Consider the following 22,482-nt stretch of genomic DNA (forward strand, 5'->3'; position numbering starts at 1 on the left):
CTGGGGGCGCGTTCTCCGCGCGCACGGTTATGTGCGCAGGTGCGCGCGGAGGTGTTCGCGCAGTACGGGTCCGATCACCGCGAGGGATTGCGCCGTGGTCATCTCCGCGTGAGTGCATTCGATGTCGTGGGCTGTCACCGCTCCGGTGACGTATTGCTGCCACGCGCCGGGGTGGCGGTCCGGTGCGGCCCGGTTCACCGGATCGGTGGCGGCGGCGAAGAACAGCAGGTCGCCGTCGAATACGCCGGGCCGGAACCCGTTGGCCTGCACCGTGCCGTCTGCGTAGCCGGCGTAGAGCCGTTCCAGATGTTCGAGGGTGAGCGCCGCGAACGGTCCCGGCCGCGAGCGCAGCATTTCGGCGGCCTCGGCCAGGGTCGGCTCCGCGCCGTCGACCATGAGGTCGCCACCGAATTCGCCGAGGATCTCGGTGATCGTCGGCATCGCGTGTTCGGCCAGATCGTCGGAGAGCCGGTAGCTGTCCAGCATGGTCAACGAGGCGACTTCCTCGCCCTGTGCCTGCAGCCGGACAGCGATCTCGTGTGCGATGAGACCGCCCAGCGACCAGCCGAGCAGCTGGTAGGGCCCGTGCGGCTGCACCGACCGGATATGGGTCAGATAGTGCTCGGCGACCTCGGCGATCGACCCGAACCCGGGTTCGCCCGCCGCCTGCGGCGCCTGCAGTCCATATACCGGCTGATCGGCGGGCAGTTCGGCGAGCAGTCCGGCGTAGCACCAGGACAACCCGATGGCCGGATGGATACAGAACAGCGGGGCACGGCCCGATCCGGAATCGGGTCGCAGCGGCAGCAGCGGTGCCAGCGCGAGATCCATCGCAGCGCTCGCGGTGCCGTCGCCGAGCCGGGCGGCCAGGGCAGCCGGGGTCGATTCACCGAACAGCAGTTGCATCGGCAGGTCGAGTCCGGCATCGCGCGCCTGGGCGACGACCTTCGTGGCGAGCAGGGAGTTGCCGCCCAATTCGAAGAATCCGTCCGCGGTGCCGACCCGTTCGACTTCGAGCACATCGGCGAAGATCTCGCACAGGTCGGCTTCGATGGGGTTCGCGGGGGCCCGGTATCCCTCGACCGCGGAGAACACCGGCTCGGGCAAGGCCGCCCGATCGAGTTTGCCCACCGGGGTGAGCGGCAGCCGATCGATCAGCATGATCGACTGCGGAACCATGTAGTTGGGTACGAATTCGGACAGGTGCGCGGTCAGTTCGGCCGCGGTGGTGCCCGGTGCGGCCTTCACATACGACACCAGCGCGGTGGCACCCGCCGGGGTGCGATGCCCGGCGGTATACGAGAACTCCACCGCCGGATGCCGGCTCAGGGCGGCGTCTATTTCGCCCAGTTCGATCCGGAATCCGCGAATTTTCACCTGGTGGTCGGTCCGGCCGACGTACTCGATATCGCCGGGGCCGCCCTCGGCACCGGTCCGGATCCGGACCAGATCACCGGTGCGGTACATCCGTTCGCCCGGCTTCCCGAAGGGGTTGGCGACGAACCGCTGCGCGGTGAGACCGGGGCGGTCGTGATAGCCGCGGGCCAGCGCGCCGCCGGCGAGATACAACTCACCGGTGACGCCGAGCGGGGCCGGTCGCAGCCGGGAATCCAGCACCATCGCGGCCACCCCGCGGATCGGTTCCCCGATCGGGATCGGACCCGCCGGCACCAGCGGTGCCGAAACCACCGTGACGATGGTGGTCTCGGTGGGACCGTAGACATTGTGCAGGTTACGGCCCGGCGCCCAGCGGGCCACGACCTCGGCCGGCAGCGCCTCACCGCCCACCAGCACATGCTGGAAATCGGTGATACCGGTCGGATCCACGGTGGCCAGGGCGGCCGTGGTGATGAAGGCATGGGTGATGCGTTCGGCGATCAGGACCCGGGCCAGTTCCGTTCCACCCACCACACCGGGCGGGGTCAGCACCAGGGTGGCGGCGCCGCCGAGGGCGAACAGCAGATCCAGCATGGCGGCGTCGAAACTCGGCGTCGCGAAATGCAGGATACGGCTGTCGGGCCGGACGTCGAACCGCTGCGCGGTTTCCGCCGCGAAGTTCGACAGACCCCGATGGGTGACGACCACGCCCTTCGGCGTACCGGTGGACCCGGAGGTGTAGATGACGTAGGCCGGGTTGTCCATCCGCAGCGGGCCGTTCCGTTCCGCGTCGGCGACCGGTGCGCTGGACGCGTCCAGCACCTCTTCCCGGAAATCGGGATCGTCGAGCGCCAGCCACTGGACTTCGCCCACGAGTTGCGGCCGATACTCGGCGAGTGTGAGCCCCAGTGCGGCACCGGAATCGGTGAGCATATGGCTGATCCGGGCAGCCGGATAGCCGGGGTCGACCGGAACGAATGCCGCACCGGTCTTGGTCACCGCCAGCACCGTCGCCACCGATTCCACGGTTCGCGGAATACCCAGCGCTACCAGCGTTTCCGGACCGACACCGTAACCGATGAGAACCCGCGCCAGCCGGTTGCTCCAGCGGTCGAGAGCGTCGTAGGTGACCTCCACACCCGCCGCGGCCAGCGCGACCGCCCGCCGGTCGACCGACGCCGCCGCCGCGAAGACCTCCGGCAGGGTGACGGGCTGGTCCGAATCGGCCCGGCACAGCGGGGCCAGCGCCGACCATTCCGCCGGTTCCAGCAACTCCAGATCGCCGATCACCACGGCCGGATCGGCCGCGATCGCGGCGAGCAGCCGGACGAGGCGGCGGCCGAGCCGGGCCGCGGTCGGTTCGTCGAACAGGTCCGCGCTGTAGTTGACCGCGACGGCTATACCGTCCGGTGACCGATCCTCGCCCCGGCATTCGGTGAGCGTGAACTGGAGATCGAATTTCGCGATACCCGCGTCGATATCCAACGCCTCGATACTCAGGCCCGGCAGCTCGAGTGCGCGCACCGGCTCGTCGCGGACCGACAACATCACCTGGAAAAGCGGGTGATGCGATTGCGACCGCACCGGATTCAGTACCTCGACGAGCCGTTCGAACGGCAACTCGGCGTGCGCGAAGGCGTCGAGATCGGCTTCCCGCACCGTATCGAGCAGTTCGGTGAACTGCCGGCCGGAATCGACCGGGGTCCGCAACACCAGGGTGTTGACGAACATACCGATCATCCGGTCGAGCTCGGGACGACCGCGGCCCGCGACCGGAGTACCGACGGCGATATCGCCGGAGCCGGTGAGGCGGTGCAGCAGGACCGCCAGTGCGGCGTGCAGCACCATGAACACGCTCACGTTGTGGCGGGCCGCGAGTTCGCGCAGGTCCCGGTGGGCACGGGCGTCGAGCCGTTCCTCCACGGTGCCGCCGCGGTAGGACGGAACCGGCGGACGGGGCCGGTCGGCGGGTACGGCGAGGAGTTCGGGCAGCCCGTCGAGCGCATCGCGCCAGTACGCGAGCTGACCGGTGATCACCGAGTTCGGGTCGTCCTCGGCACCGAGCAGTTCCCGCTGCCACAGCGTGTAGTCGATGTACTGCAGCGCCTCGGTATCGGGACGCGGCTCGGCACCGAGGCGCACCGTCCGGTACGCCTCCGCCACATCGGCGGCCAGCGGTTCCAGCGACCAGCCGTCCATCGCGATGTGATGTACGACGAGAACCAGGATGTGATCGTCCGGCGCGACGACGAACAGTCCTGCCCGCAAGGGGATCTGGGTGGACAGGTCGAAGCCCGGAGCGATGAATCGCTCGACAGCGGGACGCGGGTCGCCTTCGGTTGCCGGGGTCTGCAGTTCGACCGCGGCGCCGGGGAGCTCGCGGACCAGCTGGACAGGTTCCCCGTCGATCTCCGGGAACACCGTGCGCAAGGTTTCGTGCTGCTGCTGCACCGTGTGCAGGGCGGTCGCCAGGGCTGTCCGGTCGAGCGGACCGCGCAATCGCAGCACCACCGGAACGTTGTACGCACCGGGGGTTGCCGCCGGATCGGAACCACCGAACCGGTTGAGGAACCACAGCCGCTGCTGGGCCGCGGACAGCGGAATCCGTGCCGGGCGCTCCCGGCGTTGCAGCGCGGGTCCGCTCTCGCCGGCGTTCTCGCCGTCGAGCCGGGCCGCCAATTCCGCGACGGTGGGCGCGGTGAATACCGAACGCACCGCCAGCCGCACCCCCGTGGCCGCCTCCAGCCGCCCCACCAGCTGGGTCGCCAGCAGTGAGTTGCCGCCGATCTCGAAGAAATTATCGCCGGTATCGGTGACGGGGGCGTCCACGAGTTCGCCCATGACGTCAGCGACCAAGCGTTCGGTGGCGGTCTGCGGGGCCCGCCCGGCGGATCCGGTGGGCAGTGCCTGCGGTTCGGGCAGCGCGGCGATATCCAGTTTGCCGACCGGGGTCAGCGGGATCTCGTCCAGCAGGGTGAACGCGGTCGGCACCATATGCCGGGGCAGCCGCTGCGCCAGATATTCGCGCAATTCCTCGGGTTCGGGCCGATGTCCGGTATCGGCCGGATGCACATAGGCCACCAGTCGATCCACCCCGGCCACCCGGCGCACCTCGGTATGGGCGAAATGCACGGCCGGATGGGCGGCGAGCGCGCCGGTGATCTCACCGAGCTCGATCCGGAACCCACGCATCTTCACCTGGTTGTCGCTGCGGCCCAGATAACGCAGGTCACCATCGGTGGTCCAGCGGACCACATCACCGGTGCGGTACATCCGGGCCCCGGCGGGCCCGTACGGGTCGGCGACGAACCGTGCCGCGGTGAGGCCGAACCGTTCGTGATAGCCCTGGGCCAGCCCGGGTCCGCCGATATACAGCTCACCGGGGACACCGGTGGGCACAGGACGCAGGCGTTCGTCGAGGACCACCGCCCGTACCCCGCGGATCAGCGAGGCCAGGCCGGCGGGACGTTCCGGCGCCACCGGGGTCACCGAGACCACGACGGTGGTTTCGGTGGGCCCGTAGGCGTTGAACATCCGCCGGCCCGGCGCCCAGCGCGCCACCAGTTCGGGGCCGACGTGTTCGCCGCCCACCATCAGGCCGCGCAGCCGCGGCAGCGGCCACCGGTCCGGGTCGATGGTGGCGAGCGCGGCCGGGGTGATGAAGGTATGCGTCACCTCGGCGCGGGTCATGAGTTCGGCCAGTTCGTCGCCGCCGTACACCTCGGGCGGGACGATCACCATGGCGGCACCGGGACCGATGGCGAGCAGCAGGTCCAGGACCGCGGCGTCGAAACTCGGCGACGAGAAATGCAGCGTTCGCGCGCCCGGGTGGATGGCCAGCCGGTCCCGGAACTCGTCGGCGAGATCGGCGAGCGAGCCGTGGGTGGCGGTGACGCCCTTGGGTTTACCCGTGGACCCGGAGGTGTAGATCAGGTAGGCCGGATCGGTGACCCGCACCGGGCGGACCCGGTCGGCATCGGTGACCGGATCGGCCGGGACGCCGGTTTCCCGCCGCCCGGCCGGAGTGTCGAGCAGCAGCCAATCGATATGGTCGCCACCCGCGGCGCGCAGTGTCTCCGCATGCCCCGCGCGGCTGATACCGACGGTGCAGCCGGAATCGGCGAGCATATGCGCGACCCGTTCGACGGGATAGTTCGGATCCACCGGAACGAACGCGGCCCCGGATTTGGCGATCGCCAGCATGGCGGTGACCGAATCGGCGGACCGGGTGAGCCCCAGCGCGACCCGGTCGCCCGCACCCAGGCCACGCCGGATCAGCGCCCGCGCCAGCCGGTTGGCCCGGCGGTCCAGTTCGGCGTACGTGAGTACGGTGTCCTCGGCGAAGAGCGCCGGGCGGGCGCTGTGGGCGAGGACGGTCGAGGCGAACAGACCCGCCAAGGTGCGCGGGATCCCGGGCACGGGACCGCGTGCGGGGCTGTGGGTGGCGCGTTCGGAATCGGTGCGCGTATCGATATCGCCCACCGCGATATCGGGTCGTGCGGCCACGGCCGCCAGCACACGCAGGAACCGATCGGCCAGGGTGTGCACCGTGGCCGCATCGAACAGTTCGTCGGCGTAGACGAATTCGAGTTCACCGGCTTCCAGATCGCCGGCCTTGAGTTCGAGGTCGAATTTGGCGCGGGCGATATCGAGCGCCGCCGCGTCCACCGCAAGACCGGGCAGCTCCAGCGTCGGCACCGGGGTGTCCTGCACGGTCAGCGCGACCTGGAACAGCGGATGCCGGCCGGTGGCGCGCGGATCGTTGCCCAGCGCCGAAACCACCTGTTCGAAGGGGATATCGGCGTGGGCGAGGGCGGCGAGTTCGGTATCCCGGTCGGCCCGCAGCAAATCGGTGAACGATCCGGCCGGGTCGACGTCGGAACGCAACACCAGGGTGTTGACGAACATGCCGACCAGCTCGTCGAGCCGCCGATCGGTACGCCCGGCGACCGGGGTGCCGATGGCGATATCGCGGCCACCGGTCACCGAACGCAGCAGCACGGCGAGCGCCGACCGCAGCAGCATGAACGGGCTCACGCCCTGGGTGCGGGCGAGTTCGGCGAGTGCCTGCCGCATCGGTGCCGGGATCGTGTATCGCACCGTGCCCGCGGTCTGCTGTGGTTCGGCCGGACGAGGCCGGTCGTAGGGCAGGGGCAGTTCCTCGGGCAGTCCGGCGAGCCGATCACGCCAGTAGCCGAGTTGCCGGGCGGCGAGGCTGTCCGGATCGGTTGCGGCACCGAGATGTTCCCGCTGCCACAGGCCGAAGTCGGCGTACTGCACCTCGAGCGGGCGCCACTCGGGCCCGGCGCCGGCAGAACGGGCCTGGTAGGCGAGGGCGAGGTCGCGGGTGAGCGGTCCCAGCGACCAGCCGTCGGCGGCGATATGGTGCACCACCACTCCCAGCCGGTACCGGTTCGCACCGATCCGCAGCAGAGTCGCGCGCAGCGGGGCACCGGTGGTGAGATCGAAACCGGTGGTCGCCGCCTCGTGCAGGGCCGCGGTGGCACCGGCCGGATCGGTATCCCGGACTTCCAGGGTGGGCAGCGCCCAGGTGACCGGCAGGATCCGCTGCTGGGCACCGTTTCCGTCATCGGGGTAGGCGGTGCGCAACACCTCGTGCCGCTCGACGATATCGCCGAACGCCGAACGCAACGCCGCCACATCGAGGGCGCCGTGGATATCGAGTACGAAGGCGATGTTGTAGGCGCTGGATTCGGGGGCGAAGCGATTGAGGAACCACAGCCGCTGCTGTGGCAGCGACAGCGGAAGGCGTTCGGGCCGCGGATCGCGGGCGGTCAGCGGGACGCGGACCGTCACCGGAGTGCGGGTGACGTGTTCGGCCAGGGCGGCCACGGTCGGGGCATCGAAAATGGTCCGCACCGGCAGATCCACCCCGAAACGGTCGTACAGACCGCCCACCAGCCGGGTGGCCAGCAGTGAATTGCCGCCGAGATCGAAGAAACCGTCGTCCACGCCGGTGACCTCCCGGCCCAGCACTTCGGCGAACACCTCGGCAACCCGCCGCTCGATATCGGTTGCCGGCGGCCGTGAGGTCGCGGTGGGACCGGCGAAGACCGGTTCCGGCAGCGCCTTGCGGTCGAGCTTGCCCGAAGGGGCGGTGGGGAATTCCGGCAGCACAGTGACGGCATCGGGGACCATATAGCCGGGCAACCGGCCGCGCACCGTCGCCCGCACCCCGGCCGGGTCGATGCCTGAATCCGCGACGATATAGGCCGCGAGACGTTGCCGCCCCTGCGGATCCGTATGCACCACGGTCAGCGCGCGGCGCACCCCGGGGTGGGTACGCAGGACGTGGTCGATCTCGGACAGTTCGATCCGGAAGCCACGCAGTTTCACCTGATCGTCCGCGCGGCCCAGGAACCGCAGCCGGCCGGAGCGGTCGGCCACGACCAGATCACCGGTGCGGTACATCCGTTCGCCGCGGCGGCCGTAGGGGTTGGCCGGGAAGCGGGCGGCGGTGAGCGCGTACCGCCCGTGATATCCGCGGGCCACACCAGGGCCGGACAGATACAGCTCGCCGGGGGTGCCGGGAGGTACCGGACGCAATCGGGAATCGAGGACGAAAAGCCGCATACCGCGTACCGGATGGCCGAGCGGTACCGGACGGTCCGGACGCATGGGGCCGGACATGGTGGCGGCGACGGTGGCCTCGGACGGACCGTACATATTGTGCATGCGGTACCGGTCGGCCCAGGTGGCCACCAATTCGGGCCCGCAGGCCTCGCCGCCCACCATGACCGTCTGCAGCCGGTCCAGACCGGCCGGATCGACGGTGGCCAGCGCGGCGGGCGTGACGAACGCATGGGTGACCCGTTCGACCTGCAGGAAGCCGGCGAGTTCGCTACCGCCGTAGATCTCCGGGGGCGCGATCACGACGGTCGCCCCGCAGGCGAAGCCGAGCAGCAGTTCCAGCACCGACGCGTCGAAACTGGGTGAGGAGAAATGAAGTGTGCGTGCGGCCGGGGTGACCCCGAACAGGTAGCACTGTTCCGCGGCGAACGAGGCCAGCCCGCCATGGGTGACGACCACGGCCTTCGGCGTGCCGGTGGATCCGGAGGTGTAGATCAGGTAGGCCGGGTGGATGGTACGCACCGGCCGGATCCGGTCCGCGTCCGTCACCGGCGCGGACGACACTGTGGCGCAGGCGGATTCCAGGTGCGGATCGCCGAGCACCAACCACTTCCGGACGGCGCCGGACCGCTGCGACACCACGTCGAGCTGTTCCGGGCCGGTGACCCCCAGCAGCGCACCGGAATCGGTGAGCATATGCGCGATCCGGTCGCGCGGGTATCCCGGATCGACCGGCACATACGCCGCGCCGGTTTTGGCGACCGCCCAGATCGCGGTGATCGCGTCCAGCCCCCGGGGCAGTGCGAGGGCGACGACGGTTTCCGGGCCCGCCCCCTGCTCGATCAGCAACCGGGCCAGGCGATTCGCCCGCTCGTCCAGCTCCCGGTAGGTGGTATCGCGGCCGCGGAAGCGCACCGCGACACCGTCCGGGTCACGGACCGCGGACCGGCCGAGAAGTTCGGCCAGCGAAACCGGCGGTTCCGCCGGACCACCGGCCAGCGGTACGAGATTGCCGTATTCGCGCCGGTCCAGGACATCGATATCGCCGACCGGCCGCCGCGGCGCGGCCACCGCGGCATCGAGTACCGCGACGAACCGCCGTGCGATCGACTGCACGGTCCGCTCGTCGAACACATCGGTGGCGTAGCCGATTTCGGCGTGCAGCTCACCACCGGAGTTGTCGTCGTGTACCTCCAGCTGGAGGTCGAATTTCGCGATATCTGCGTCCAGCGCCAGGATCTCGGTGCGCACCCCGGGCAGGTTCAGATCGTATTCACCGGCATTGTCGTAGGACAGCATCACCTGGAACAGCGGATGGCGCGCGCCGGAACGCTCCGGATTCACCACCTCCACCAGCCGCTCGAACGGCACATCGGCGTTGGCGAAGGCATTGAGATCGGTTTCCCGCACGATATCGAGCATCCGGTCGAAATCGGCGGCAGGGTCGACCTCGGTACGCAGGACCAGGGTGTTGACGAACATCCCGACCAGCTCGTCCAGCGCGGGATCGCTGCGGCCCGCTATCGGCGTGCCGATGACGATATCGGTACTGCCGCAGATCCGGGACAGCAGTGCCGCCAATGCGGCATGAACCACCATGAACATGCTCGCACCGCGGGTGGCCGCCAGCTCCGCTGCCGCGCGGCGGGTACCGGCCGGGATGGTGAACGCGACCCGGCCGCCCTCCGTGGATCGGTACGCCGGCCGCGGCCGGTCGAGCGGGAGGTCGAGTTGATCCGGCAGGCCGGCGAGTTCGGCGCGCCAGTGGGTGATCTGGCGGCTCAGGGCGCTGGCCGGATCGGATTCCTCGCCGAGCAGCTCCCGCTGCCACAGCGCGAAATCGGCGTATTGCACCGGCAGCGGGGTCCAACCGGGCTCCCGGCCCGCGGCGCGGGCGGTGACCGCCACGGTGAGGTCGCGGACCAGTGGCGCCACCGACCAGCCGTCGCCGCAAATATGGTGCAGCACCAGCACCAGCACATGGCAGTCGGTGTCGACGGAATACAGCCCGACCCGGAACGGGAACTCCGTGCGCAGGTCGAAGGGCCGCGTGACGAATTCGGCGGCCAGTTCCCGGACTCCGCCGGCGGCGACCTCCACCGGCTCGAGCGTCAGCGGTACCTCCGCCAGCGCGTGCACCAGCTGCTGCGGGCCCGCACCCAGGTCGGGGAAGGTGGTGCGCAGGCTTTCGTGCCGCTCGAGCACATCACGCAGACCGGCGCGCAGCACATCGATATCGAGGTTGCCGTCCAGCTGCACGGCCAGCGGCATGTTGTAGGCGGCGGCGTGTTCGGCGAACCGGTTGAGAATCCACAGCCGCTGCTGCGCCGGGGAGAGCGGAATGCGTTCGGGGCGGTGCACCGGAACGAGTCGCGGGGAGGTGAGATCCGGTTCGCGCACGGTGAACCGTTCGGTGAGCGCGGCGATACTGCCGGCTTCGAACAGGTCGCGAATCGTCAGGGCGGTCCCCAGCGCGGTATTGATCCGCGCGACCGCCCGCGCGGCCACCAGCGAATTACCGCCCAGTTCGAAGAAACCGTCCTCGATACCGACCTCCGGTACACCGAGCAGTTCGGCGAAGGTCGCGGCCAGTACCTCTTCGACCTCCGTGCGCGGCGCGGTCCGCACGCGGTCGCCGGTGGGTCCGGGCGCCGGCAGTGCGGACCGATCGATCTTGCCGTTGCTGTTGAGCGGTAGTTCGGGTAGCGGGGTCACCGTCGCGGGCACCATATATCCCGGTAGCGTGCGCGCCAGCCGGGCCCGCAGCTCCGCGGTATCGAGCGTCTCGTCACCGCGGACCACCACATAGGCGGCCAGCTGATCGCCCGCCGGGGTCGCGTGGGTGATGCAGACCGCGCGCGCGATCCGCTCGTCGTCCAGCAGCGCCGCCTCGATTTCGCCGAGCTCGATCCGCAGACCCCGGATCTTCACCTGGAAATCGGTGCGCCCCAGGTATTCCAGGACGCCGCGGCGCGTATCCGCCTCCGCGAGCTGCCAGCGTGCCAGATCTCCGGTCCGGTACATCCGCTCCCCGGCATGGAAGGGGTCGGCGACGAACCGTTCGGCGGTCAGCGGGGCCTGCCCGAGATACCCGCGGGCCAGCTGCACACCGGACAGATACAGTTCGCCCACCGCACCGGGAGCGACCGGGCGCAACGCCTGGTCGAGCACATAGGTCCGGGTGTTCCACACCGGTGAACCGATCGGGACGACGTCCGGATCCGGCGGGCACTCCCAGTAGGTCACGTCGACCGCGGCCTCCGTGGGACCGTACAGGTTGTGCAGCTGCGGGCCGGGCAACGCCGCCCGGAAGTCACGAACGGTCGCGGGCGGCAACGCCTCCCCGCTGCAGAAGACACGGCGCAGCGTGCCACAGTCGCCAACCTCGGTATCGGTGACGAAGACCGAGAGCATGGACGGTACGAAATGTGCCGTGGTGACCTGTTCGTCGCGGATGAGCCGGGCCAGATAGGCGGGATCCCGGTGACCGTCCGGCCGGGCCACCACCAGCCGGGCTCCGGTCTGCAAAGGCCAGAAGAACTCCCAGACCGAGACGTCGAAGGTCGCCGGGGTCTTCTGCAGCACCGTATCGGTGTGATCGAGCGGGTATTCGTGCTGCATCCAGCGCAACCGGTTCACGATCGCGCGGTGGGTGACGCCGACGCCTTTCGGGGTCCCGGTCGACCCGGAGGTGTAGAGCAGATAGGCGAGATGATCGCCGCGCAGCGGTACGGTCCGGTCGCTGTCGGTGATCGGCGCCGGGTCCCGCTCGGACAGGTCGACCGTATCGACGGTGATCGCCGCGATGATGCCGGGCAGGGCGAGGCCGTCGCGGGCCGCGGCCAGCAGCGCGACGGGCCGGGCCCGATGGACGATCTTTTCCAGCCGCTGGACCGGATGTTCGGGGTCCAACGGCAGGTAGGCAGCGCCCGACTTGATCACGGCATACATCGCGACCACCAGGTCGAGACTGCGGCGCAGGCACAGAGCCACCACCTGTTCCGGGCCCGCTCCCTCGTCGATCAGCAGCCGCGCCAGCCTGTTCGCGCGGGCGTCGAGTTCCCGGTAGGTCAGCGCCGTGCCCTCGAATCGCACGGCCTCCGCATCCGGGGTGCGCGCCGCGCGATCGGCGAAAACACTTGCCAGCGTGGCCGGTTCCACCTCGGTGGCAGTGTCGTTCCAGGTATGCAGGACCTGCCGATGTTCGGTCTCGGTGAGCGCGGTCAGCTCCCGCACGGGGGTATCCCGATCGCCGGCCAGGAAACGATTCAGGAAGTCCAGGTAGCGCCGCCGGTGGGCCGCGACTTCCGCCTCACTGTAGAGCTGCGGGTTGGCCTCGAAATCGAGATGGATCCCGTCCCCGTCGCTGTTGTAGAGGTTGACCGAAAGATCCTCGACCGGCCCCGTCGCCAGAACGTGCACGGAGACGTCGAGGTCGGCGAACCGCAGCGGCCGCGCGAAGAGCATGATGTTGATCATCGGGCCGAAGAATCCGCGGGTATCGCGGTCGTAACCGCAATCGCGGCGGATATCGTCGTGCCGATAGCGCTGATGGCGCAGCGCTCCGGTGATCTGGCTGCCGACGGCACGCACCACATCGTCGAGGGTGGTCTCGGGTTCGAACCGGATCCGCAGCGGCACCACATTGGATACGACCCCGGCCGAGCGGCGCAGCGACACCGTCGTGCGCGCCGACACCGGCAGGCTCAGCACCACATCGTTCTGCCCGGTCATCGCCCGCACATAGCAGGCCATCGCGGCGGCGAACAGCACCGGATTCGAGGAATCGCGCTGTTCGGCGGCGGCGGCGATCGCGGCCTCCGTCTCCTCGCTCAGGACACCGGTTGCCAGCCGGCGCCCCGCGATCGCCGTGGCCGGCGCATTGGTCACGGTGGAGAGGCTGACGACTTCGCCGACCCCGTCGAGCACGTCCTTCCAGTACGCACCGTCGGTGGCACGGCGCGGCGAATTCCGATAGTCGATCTCGCCGGCGTACAACTCGGCCAGCGGCGTCGCCCGCGATACCGACGGTTCACGGCCTTCCGCGTAGGCGGTGTAGATCTCGGAGGTACGGATCAGCGCGTTCATGGCGGCATAGCCGTCGAGAAGAATGTGGTGGGCGCGGGAGTACCAGATGTAATCGCGTTCCCCCGTACGCAGGATGGCGTTGAACACCAGCGGATCGTGGTCTATGTCGATCGGCGTGCGGGAATCGTCGTGCATCCAGCGCAACGCCGCGGCATGCGGATCGGGCTCGTCACGCAGGTCCAGCCGGGCCCAGCCGGGGCGCGAGGTGGGATCGAGTACCTGGTGCGGTACGCCGTCCACCTGCACGATGCGCTGCAGTACCACCTCGGTTTCCACGCCGAAGCGTTCGATCGCGTACAACAGCAGGCCCGGGTCCAGATCACCGTGGAACTCCACGTATTCGGCGATGATGAGAGGGATCTCCGGCTGAATCCGCTGGGCGTACCACATCGCGGTCTGCGCCGGTGTGAGCGGAAAAGGTTCGGCCGAAAGCTCTGCCGACGAACTGTTATCGACCCCGGTGGCCGACGATCTCATCAATCACTCCGTTCTACAGCTCGACACTCCCCGAACAGCCCACGGCCGACCGATACCGGTCGTGGGTGTGATTCACGACTGGTTATTCGGAGCGTCACCTTGAATGGATTGGCAGTCGAAACCGAATGGTTACCTGGAGCCGGAACAGCGTTCGGACCACGATGTCCGAATTCCGGCGCAGTCATTCACTTCGAGGCGGAATTCTGCCTCACTTCTTACCCGGCGACCCGGGCGTTGCCTAGATACTACGCACTGGGGGCGAGTCTGTTTACCCTCCGTGGGCAAAAAATAAACCGGCCACTAGTAGTTACTGCATCGATGGTCGGCGAAGTTCCGGCAAACCCGCTGCCGGGGGCGGCGAACACCGCCTGGCAGTCAGGAGCGAACGGTTGCGTCCAGTCCGTCCGCACTCCGCCGATCCGCCCGCCGGCGAACCAGTGCGACCACGACACCCACCACTGTCACGAGTACGACGGCCAATTCCGGCCACGGCCCGAGAGCCGTCGCCGGAGTGGTCGAGGTACGCAGCGGGACCTCCGCGACCAGCGCTTCCGGCACGAACAACGCACTTTCCTGCCGGATGCTCCCGTCGGCGGCGATGATCGCGCTGACACCCGAGGTCGCGGCAACGACCAGGGACCGCCCGTGCTCCACCGCCCGCACCCTGGACATCGCAAGTTGCTGGTAGGTCATTTCACTGTCACCGAAAGTCGCATTATTCGTCGGCACCGCCAGCAATTGCGCACCGGACTGCAGCGAATCCCGGAAAGCCCGATCGAAAGCTACTTCGTAACAGGTTGCTATCCCGATTTCCGTACCTGAAGTCCGAATTGTTCCGTCACCGTTACCCGGGACGAAGTAGCCGGCCCGGTCGGCATAGTCGGAAAAGAGCCGGAAGAAACCGCGCATCGGCAGGTATTCACCGAAAGGCTGTACTATTTTTTTGTCGTGCCGCTCCCCCGGACCGCCTTCTCCGGTCCAGACCATTACCGAATTCGTCGTGGTGCGGTCACCGTTCACCAGCACCGCGCCCACCAGAATGGGTGCCGAGATGCGATGTGCGGCCTCGGAGATGAGCGCGGCGGCGTCGGGATTGCGCAACGGGTCGATATCGGAGGAATTTTCGGGCCACACGACCACATCCGGTGCCGGAAACCGACCGGAAGCCACCTCATCGGCAAGCTGTTCGGTCCGCCGGACGTGATTGTCGAGCACTGCCCGCCGCTGAGCGTTGAAGTCCAGGCCCAGGCGCGGCACGCTGCCCTGGATCGCCGCGACCGTCAGGGTGCTGTCCCCCGCCATCGGCGCCGGAAGCGCCGCGCGCACGCCGAGGCCCGCGACCGGGAGCAGCAGGCATGCCAGTGCGGCGGCGATCGGGCCGGCCACGCGTCCGCGCGCCACAGTTTCGGGCGTTCCATTCGACTCATGGGCACCGGGGAGTTCGCGACGGACCGCCAGGAGGACTGCCACGGCGCAGGTACCACTGAGCGCGACCGCGAAACTCACCAGCGGCGCGCCGCCCAGCATCGCCAGCGGTAGAAACCACCCGTCCGCCTGACCGAACGCCAGCCGGCCCCAGGGGAACCCGCCGAACGGGAAACTCGACCTACCCCATTCCGCCGCGGTCCAGGCCAGCGCGAGCCATACGGGCCAGCCGGGGAACCGGCCGAGCAACCGGGCCAGGACCCCGAACAGACCCATATACACCGCACACGCGGTCGACAGGGCGATCCACGGCACCGGTCCCACGTAGATACCCGTCCACGGCAGCAGCGGGAGGAAGAAGGCGAGACCGGCCAGGAAGCCGTAACCGAATCCGGACCGCAACCCGGTCCCACCACGCAGTACCAGCGTCAACAGCGCGATCCCCAGAGGTGCGAGGAACCACCACGGCCGCGGCGGGAAGCTGCCGAACAGCAAGAACCCCGACACCACCGCGGCGAGCGACCGCATCACCGCGGGATACCGGCCCAGCCGCCCGGAGTACCCGCCCAGCCGTTCCGACCACCCGTTCGCCGTCCTGACACCCTGTTCCACACCCATATCCTGTCGTTCCACGGCCCCGGTGCCGCGGCCACCCCAGGGCCCGTGTGCCCCAACCCACCCGCCCCGGGGACGAACCTTGCGCGAGCGAGGCTTCCGCAGTGCGGCGAACCGCGACCACGAGCAGCACCGGAGCGGCGGAATTCGCGCAGTCCGGCGGGGTCACCACTTGCCCACCGCCTCCCCGGCAGCACACCGCCCTCCGAAATGAATGTCCTCGCACGCCGCGCACCGCGGCCCGGAATCCGTGGGACCCGTTCCCGTCACTGCGGCGGTGGCCCGAATGCGTTCGGGCTCGCCGAGCGGTGCCATTCCACACCGGTACCGCGTTCGCCGCGTCGGTGCGCAGCGCTCGGCCTCCGCACCGTCCCGGATGTTCGGTCTCCGACCGTCCGTGTGGATGCCGGTCGAGACGAGACAGGTCCGATGCAAACCCCGCGCCGATTTCGAGAGGTGACACGATCGTCCGTCCTCGGCGCGGGCTGCATCATGCGGCGTAGATCGTGAGACCGCGGTGTACGGTGCGCAGGCAGCGCGGTAGTTCGGCTTCGGGGTCCAGCGGCGGCAGGCCGGGCACCCGGGAGCGCGGATCGGTGGACCACCGTTGCACGGAATCCGCGGGGGCGGCGACCACGAGCTCGTCGGCTTCCCAGACCGCGTACGAGGCGGGTGCGCCGGGCACGAGAGTGCCGGCTATACCGTCACGGACTCCGCCGGCCCGCCAGGCTCCCCGCGTCGCCGCGGCGAAGGCCGCGCGGGGCGAGAGTCCGTGGCCCGGAGTGCGGTGGTGAACGGCGGCCCGGATTGCCGCCCACGGCTCCAATGCCGTGACCGGCGCGTCGGAGCCGATGGCCAGCGATACCCCCGCCGCGGCCATGGCGGCGAACGGGTTCAGCGCCGCGGCGCGGGTGGCACCCAGACGTTCGGCGTACATACCGTCGGTCCCGCCCCATTCACGGTCGAACGCCGGCTGCACGCTGGCGATGACTCCCCAGCGGGCGAGGGACTCGATCTGGGCACTGTCGAGCAGCTCGGCGTGTTCGACGCGGTGTCCGCAGGCTGCGACGGCGGGACCACCGAGTTCCGCGACGACCTGCCCGATACCGGCGACAACCGCGTCCACGGCGGCATCACCGATCGCGTGGAACCCGGCCTGCACACCGTTTTCGGTGCACGCACGCACGTGGTCGGCGATCTGCGCAGCATCCAGGTAGGAGACGCCGGTCCCCGGCGCGTCCGAATAGGGGTCACGCAACCACGCGGTATGCGATCCCAGGGAACCGTCGACGAACAGGTCACCGGCCAGCCCGTGCGCGCCGAGATCGTGCAGCATTTCACGGGCCTGGCCCGCGGTCCGGACTGCCTGCCCCCAGTACGCCCGCACCTGCACACCGTGCTCGAAGGCGAGCAGCTCCCGCAGATCGGTTTCCCCTTCTATATCGGGTCCCGCGCATTCGTGTACCGCGACGACCCCGCGCGCGGCCGCGATATCCAGTGCCGTCCGCCGCGCGGCATCACGTTGCTCCCGGGTGAGCAGGGCCCGGGCCGCCGCTCGCACCAGATGGTGGGCGTCCGCGCGGACCGGTTCGCCCGCCCGATATCCGAACGCGTTCCCCAGCCCCGGAACCGTATCGAGCAACGCCGAGGAAGCCACCGCCGAATGACTGTCGACCCGGGCCAGATACACCGGGCGCCCGCGCGGGACAGCGGCATCGATCTCGGCGACCGTCGGCGGCCGGCCTTCCGGCCAGCGCGTTTCGTCCCAGCCGTCGGCAAGTATCACCCCGCCGGGCCCGTCCGCGGCGAACTTCGCCACCAGTTCCAGGCACTGCGCCAGCGAGTTCGCTTCGGACAGGTCGAGCCCCGACCGTTGCAGTCCGTACGCGGTGGTGTGCAGGTGCGATTCGACGAACGCCGGGGTCACCAGTGCGCCGTCGAGGTCGATCACCTCGGCATCGGGGTGCAGAGCCCGTCCCACATGATCGGCGCCCAGCCACACCACCACCCCGTCGGTGACCGCGAGCGCCGTGGCATCGGGTGCGCTCGCACTGTAGATCCGACCTCCGACCAGCAGCTGCGTACTCACGGTGGACCAGTCTGCCGCACCCGTCCGCGCACCGTGCGACCGGTCGCGCCCCGCACTCGGCCGCTCGTCCAATTACCCTGCGTACATGACCAACACGCTCGGTGCGGTCGGCACCGCCGACTATGTTCTGCTCACCACCTTCCGCAAGGACGGCACACCCGTGCCGACCCCGCTGTGGGCAGTGGCCGAGGAAGGCAAACTTTACGTCTGGACCGTCACCGATTCGTGGAAGGTCAAACGATTGCGGCGCAACCCCGAGGTCACGGTGCAGCCCTGCGATTACAAGGGGAAACCCCACGGTGAGGCGGTTCACGGCACCGGCCGCATCCTGGATGCTTCCGGCAGCGAGCATGTGCGTAAGTTGATCCGCCGCAAATACCGCTTTTCGGGGCTGCTGGTCGTGCTGGGCAGCACGCTGCGCCGGGGGAAATCGGGCACGGTCGGCATCGAGCTCACCGTGCGGGTGGATTCGTCCGCCGAGTAACCGAGTCGACAGCTGGGCCGATCACCGGACCGGGCTCACCCCGCGTCTGGGTCCAGCCAGGTGGCGAGGTCGTCGGCGGCGTCGAATTCGGTGGCGAGTTCGGTTCGCTCGGATTCGGAGAGTTGCATCTGCTCCAGATCAGCGCGCCGCGCTTCGGCTTTGGCCGGATTCTCCAGTGCCACAGCCAGTTCGGCCAGTGCCGCATATGCCCGAGCCCGCTCGATCCGGCTCGCTTCGGCGCCATGGCGGCGCAGGCCGGCCTCCAGAGCCCGTTCCGCAGCTTGGTGATCGACCTTGAAGTCCCGCAGGATTCGGGCGTTGTCGAGAACTTTCGCCAGACCGGAAAGCTCGGCCGAGCCGCCGTATTCGACGTCCTCCGTCTCACCCACCTGGATGTAGGTGATCCAGTTCCCGTCCGGGTCGACCGTGCTGAACCGAGTCTGTCCCGGCCGGAATCGGGTGATCCGTCCGAACCCTTTCGCCGGGACCTTCCCGTACCGGTCCCGTAGCGCCGCGGTGAAATCCCGGTGCCGGCCGGCCACATCGTCGACCATGATCAGGCATCCGGCTGTTTCCTGTGCCTGCCGGTCGTGCCCGGTGGCCGGCGCTGCGTAGTAGTGGATCTCGCAGTCGTGTGCCCGCAACGCCCCGTAGACATAGGGCTTGTGCTGTTCGTGCGTGACCGTGTAGCCGAGCGTGCGCCAGAACTCCAGCGTGCGAGCCAGATCGTGGGTGGACAGTACGGGGACCGCGGTATCGCCCATGAGAATCCTCCAATACTCAATTTTGACTACCCAAAAGGTAGTGGCGGCGCGTCCAGTCGTCAAATTTGACTACCGTACTGTTCCGGTGACGGAAGGAGTCCGATGTCGGCGGTACGGCTACTGGTCCTCGGGGTGACGCGGCGGCAACAGCCGACCCACGGCTACGCGGTACGCCGCGAACTCCTGTCCTGGCGGGCGGACACGTGGACCAACGTGCAGCCGGGCTCCATCTACCACGCCGTCAAACAGCTCACCCAGGAAGGCAAACTGCGCACCTTGGGTACCGAAGGCGGTAGCCGCGGCCCGGGGCGAACTCTCTTCGAGCTGACCCCGGAGGGCGAAACCGAATTCTTCGAACGCCTCGGCACCGCGCTCACCAGTGCCGATATGGAGGAACTCGGCGCCGGCATCGCCTTCATGGAGGCACTCCCCCGCGCCGAGGTGATCGCGAAACTCCGGGAACAACGCAGTCGTAGCGAGGCCATCCGCACGGACCTGCTCGCCATGGTCACCGATTTCCCCGGCCGTCACGAACCTCCGCATTTCCCCGATCTCCTGGAGCTGTGGAGCGGAGTCTTCGCCAATCTCACCGGATGGACCTCGGGTGTGCTCGACCGACTCGAACGCGGCGAGTACCGGCTGGCCGACGATCGGGATCGGGAAACGCCCGACCCGGACCCTGATCACACGCACACAGCGGGTGGTCGATAACGCCGACCGGCCGACTCGACGAGACAGCCCGTGCCGGCACTGGCTGGAGACCCCGGCTAGGCAGGTCAGCCGGGGCGGCCGGGATCGAACCCCTCGGCGGACACCACCCGCTTCTCCAGCGCGATCGCCGACCGCGGGGGCTCGTCGGTGTACCACTCGTCCACCACGACGCCGTCGACGATATCGGCGTCCACGACCGTCACCGACTGCCGCGGCATGGTCGCGGCGATCTTCTCGACCCGGCGCGCGGCCAGCGCGGCGAGCACCGGACGGAACAGCGCGCGCGTGGGCGGGAGCAGCATGAGCAGGCCCAGGACCGAGGTGACCAGGCCCGGGACGAACATCAGCACGCTACCGAGCGCCACCAACGCCCCATCGGCAACCGCGGCGCCCGGGGTGATCTCCGCGCGGGAGGCGCGACGGAACTGTTCACCCACTCGCCGCCACTGGGAGCCGAGCAGCAGCATGCCCGCGGCGGAGCTGGCGATGAGCAGCAGGATCGCCGGCACCGCGCCGAGCCAGGAGACGGCGACGGCGAAGGTGGCGATCTCGACGACGAGATAGGCGATGAAGGCGAGGACGGGCATGGGCGAACCTTTCGGTCGGACTACCCGTACAACGCACGAGATGTCCGTTTTGCTCCCGGACCGATCAACCGCCGGGGCGGACCAGCCCGGTTTCGTAGGCGAGCACAACTGCCTGGACGCGGTCGCGCAGGTCGAGTTTGGTCAGCACCCGGCCGACATGGGTTTTGACGGTCGCCTCGGACAGGAACAACCGGCCCGCGATTTCGGCGTTCGACCGGCCCGCGGCAATTTCTTCCAGTACTTCACGTTCCCGCGCGGTGAGGACGTCGAGGACCGCGGGATCGCGGGAAGGCGCGGGTTGTTCGGCGATCAGGCGGTCGAGCAGGCGTTTGGTGACCTTCGGCGAAACCACCGCATCCCCGGCCGCGACACTGCGGATGGCGGAGATCAGGTCTTCGGGCGGAGTGTCTTTGAGCAGGAATCCGCTGGCCCCGGCCCGCAGCGCACCCAATGCGTGCTCGTCGAGGTCGAATGTCGTCATCACCAGCACCCGTGTGCCGTGCCCGGCCTCGAGGATCCGGCCGGTAGCGGTGACACCGTCGACCACCGGCATCCGGACGTCCATGAGCACGATATCCGGTTTCAGTTCGGCGGCCCGGGTAATGGCGGTGGCGCCGTTCTCTGCCTCGCCGACCACTTCCAGATCGGGGTGGGCGCCGAGCACCATCTTCAGGCCGACACGCATCAGTTCCTGGTCGTCGACAACGAGCACGGTGATCGGCACGGACACCAATGTAGTGGGGAGAGCCCGTTATTCCGCATCCGGTGCGGACAGCGGGATCCGGGCGTGCACCCGCCATGCCCCGTCCGGGGTCCGGCCGGCCTCCAGGCTGCCGCCGAGCACCGCCATCCGTTCCCGCATCCCGGCCAATCCCAGGCCACTGCCCTGGATCCGAGTCTCCGGGTGCACCGGCACCCCGCCGGAATCGGTGACCTCGATCTCGACATCGCAGGTGTGCCGGTGCACCCGGACCCACGCCTTCGGATGGGCACCGGCATGCCGGAGGGTGTTGGTCAGCGCTTCCTGCACGATGCGGTGTACGCCCAGCCCGACCTCGGGGGCCAGATCGTCCAGCTCACCGGACAACTCCAGCTCCACGGCCAGTCCTGCATCGCGCATGAGCTGTGCCACCTTGGCCAGGCCCGCCGTACCGTGCTGGGGCACCTGGTCGGGTGCGTGTTCGGTACGCAGCAGCGCCACGGTGCGGCGCAGCTCGCGTAAGGCCTCGCGCCCGGTGCCGGCGATTGTGACCAGGGCCTGTTCGGTGGTGTCCGGGGCGGTGCGAAGCGCGTAGCGGGCGCCGTCGGCCTGGACGATCATCACGCTCACCGCGTGTGCGACCACATCGTGCAGCTCGCGGGCGATCCGGGTGCGCTCGGCCGAGACCGCGTCGTGTGCGCGGCGCTCCCGCTCGGATTCGGCGACGGCGTGCCGGGCCGCCACCTCGGCGTCATAGGCGCGCCGGGCGCCGGCGAACTCGGCCAGTACCCAGCAGAAGGCGAAGTAGATTCCGACGAATGCCAGATCGCTGAGTTTGAATCCGGTCACCACCGCCACCCCGTAGGCGGTATCGGCGACGAGAGCGAGTGCGTACCAGAAGCCGACGCGGCGACCCACATACGCCACCAGTGTGTACAGCATGATCCCGTGTCCCAGCAGCGCGGCGTGCACTGTGGGGTCGCCGACGATGAAACCGATGGTGCTGGTGCAGAACGAGAGCACCATGAAGGTCACCGCCATCGCCCGCGGATAGACCCGCCGCAGAGCGATCGGCAGTGGGAGCAGCAGCGAGAACACCAGGAACGCGGCCGGGTTCGTGCTGTCGCGGGCGATCACCAGATCGAGGATCAGCAGTAGCAGTGCGAGCGTGGAATCGGCGACGACAGGTTTGCCTCGAAGCCACAGACTGAACCGGCGCACCCGACAAGCCTAGAGCCGGGAGCCGGGCAGATCACCGCAGCCACCTCACGACAGGGCCCGGCCGACCACCTGCCGGCAGATCTCGGCGCCGACTCCCGCCCCGCACAAGCGGTATCGGCGGGGTGGACAGCCCGGCCGTATCCGTGTCCATCCGATTTCCCTGCTGCCGCGACGCCCCGGCCGGGTTAGCCGACGGGAAACGAGCCGCTGCACCCGCCGCCGTCCGGGGGTTGTCGTCGCTGAGGCTGCCCATGTAGACGAGGCCGTCGAGCGAACCCGGGGCCGCGAGTTTCCAGGACTGGGGCTGGTTCCCGATCGAGGCCAGCGAGAAACGCTGTAACCGGGGCGCGAGC

9 protein-coding genes and 1 pseudogene are annotated in these 22,482 nt (G+C 68.9%); 2 read left to right on the forward strand and 8 right to left on the reverse strand.

Annotation, left to right across the window (positions count from 1 at the left end; translation table 11 throughout):
- Positions 1 to 27: 27 nt before the first annotated feature.
- From QH195_RS31305 to QH195_RS31315, 3 genes are all read right to left on the reverse strand, one after another.
- Positions 28 to 13,533 (reverse strand): non-ribosomal peptide synthetase, encoded by a 13,506-nt coding sequence (locus tag QH195_RS31305; RefSeq protein WP_280438029.1) that lies wholly within the window; start codon positions 13,531 to 13,533, stop codon positions 28 to 30.
- Positions 13,534 to 13,908: 375 nt separating this feature from the next.
- Positions 13,909 to 15,486, reverse strand: a complete 1,578-nt coding sequence (gene lnt, locus QH195_RS31310) for an apolipoprotein N-acyltransferase (protein ID WP_280438036.1) — start codon at positions 15,484 to 15,486, stop codon at positions 13,909 to 13,911.
- A 577-nt stretch (positions 15,487 to 16,063) separates the two neighbouring features.
- Entirely contained in the window at positions 16,064 to 17,662 is a 1,599-nt protein-coding gene (locus tag QH195_RS31315) for an amidohydrolase (protein ID WP_280438030.1), read from the reverse strand.
- A gap of 85 nt (positions 17,663 to 17,747) precedes the next feature.
- On the opposite strand from QH195_RS31315, the gene QH195_RS31320 reads away from it, so the two are divergent.
- Positions 17,748 to 18,146: a PPOX class F420-dependent oxidoreductase gene (locus QH195_RS31320; protein ID WP_280438031.1), complete on the forward strand. Its 399-nt coding sequence runs from the start codon at positions 17,748 to 17,750 to the stop codon at positions 18,144 to 18,146.
- Between the two features lie 35 nt (positions 18,147 to 18,181).
- On the opposite strand, the gene QH195_RS31325 is transcribed toward QH195_RS31320, so the two are convergent.
- The gene (locus QH195_RS31325; protein WP_280424182.1) at positions 18,182 to 18,910 is read right to left on the reverse strand and encodes a glyoxalase; all 729 of its coding nucleotides are present in this window, start codon (positions 18,908 to 18,910) and stop codon (positions 18,182 to 18,184) included.
- Between the two features lie 102 nt (positions 18,911 to 19,012).
- Here QH195_RS31325 and QH195_RS31330 point away from each other — a divergent pair, with 102 nt between their 5' ends.
- Positions 19,013 to 19,621 (forward strand): PadR family transcriptional regulator, encoded by a 609-nt coding sequence (locus QH195_RS31330; RefSeq protein WP_280438032.1) that lies wholly within the window; start codon positions 19,013 to 19,015, stop codon positions 19,619 to 19,621.
- A 65-nt stretch (positions 19,622 to 19,686) separates the two neighbouring features.
- On the opposite strand, the gene QH195_RS31335 is transcribed toward QH195_RS31330, so the two are convergent.
- The 4 genes and pseudogenes from QH195_RS31335 to QH195_RS31350 all read right to left on the reverse strand — a co-directional run.
- Complete coding sequence (locus QH195_RS31335) at positions 19,687 to 20,208, reverse strand: FxsA family protein (protein WP_280438033.1); 522 nt, start codon at positions 20,206 to 20,208, stop codon at positions 19,687 to 19,689.
- A gap of 64 nt (positions 20,209 to 20,272) precedes the next feature.
- Positions 20,273 to 20,932, reverse strand: coding sequence for a response regulator transcription factor (locus QH195_RS31340; RefSeq protein WP_280438034.1), 660 nt, complete (start codon positions 20,930 to 20,932; stop codon positions 20,273 to 20,275).
- A gap of 27 nt (positions 20,933 to 20,959) precedes the next feature.
- Positions 20,960 to 22,129: a sensor histidine kinase gene (locus QH195_RS31345; protein ID WP_280438035.1), complete on the reverse strand. Its 1,170-nt coding sequence runs from the start codon at positions 22,127 to 22,129 to the stop codon at positions 20,960 to 20,962.
- A 31-nt stretch (positions 22,130 to 22,160) separates the two neighbouring features.
- Positions 22,161 to 22,482 (reverse strand): annotated as a pseudogene (locus QH195_RS31350) (hypothetical protein); the annotation flags it as partial.

This window comes from Nocardia carnea (assembly GCF_029868855.1).
Lineage (GTDB): Bacteria > Actinomycetota > Actinomycetes > Mycobacteriales > Mycobacteriaceae > Nocardia > Nocardia carnea_A.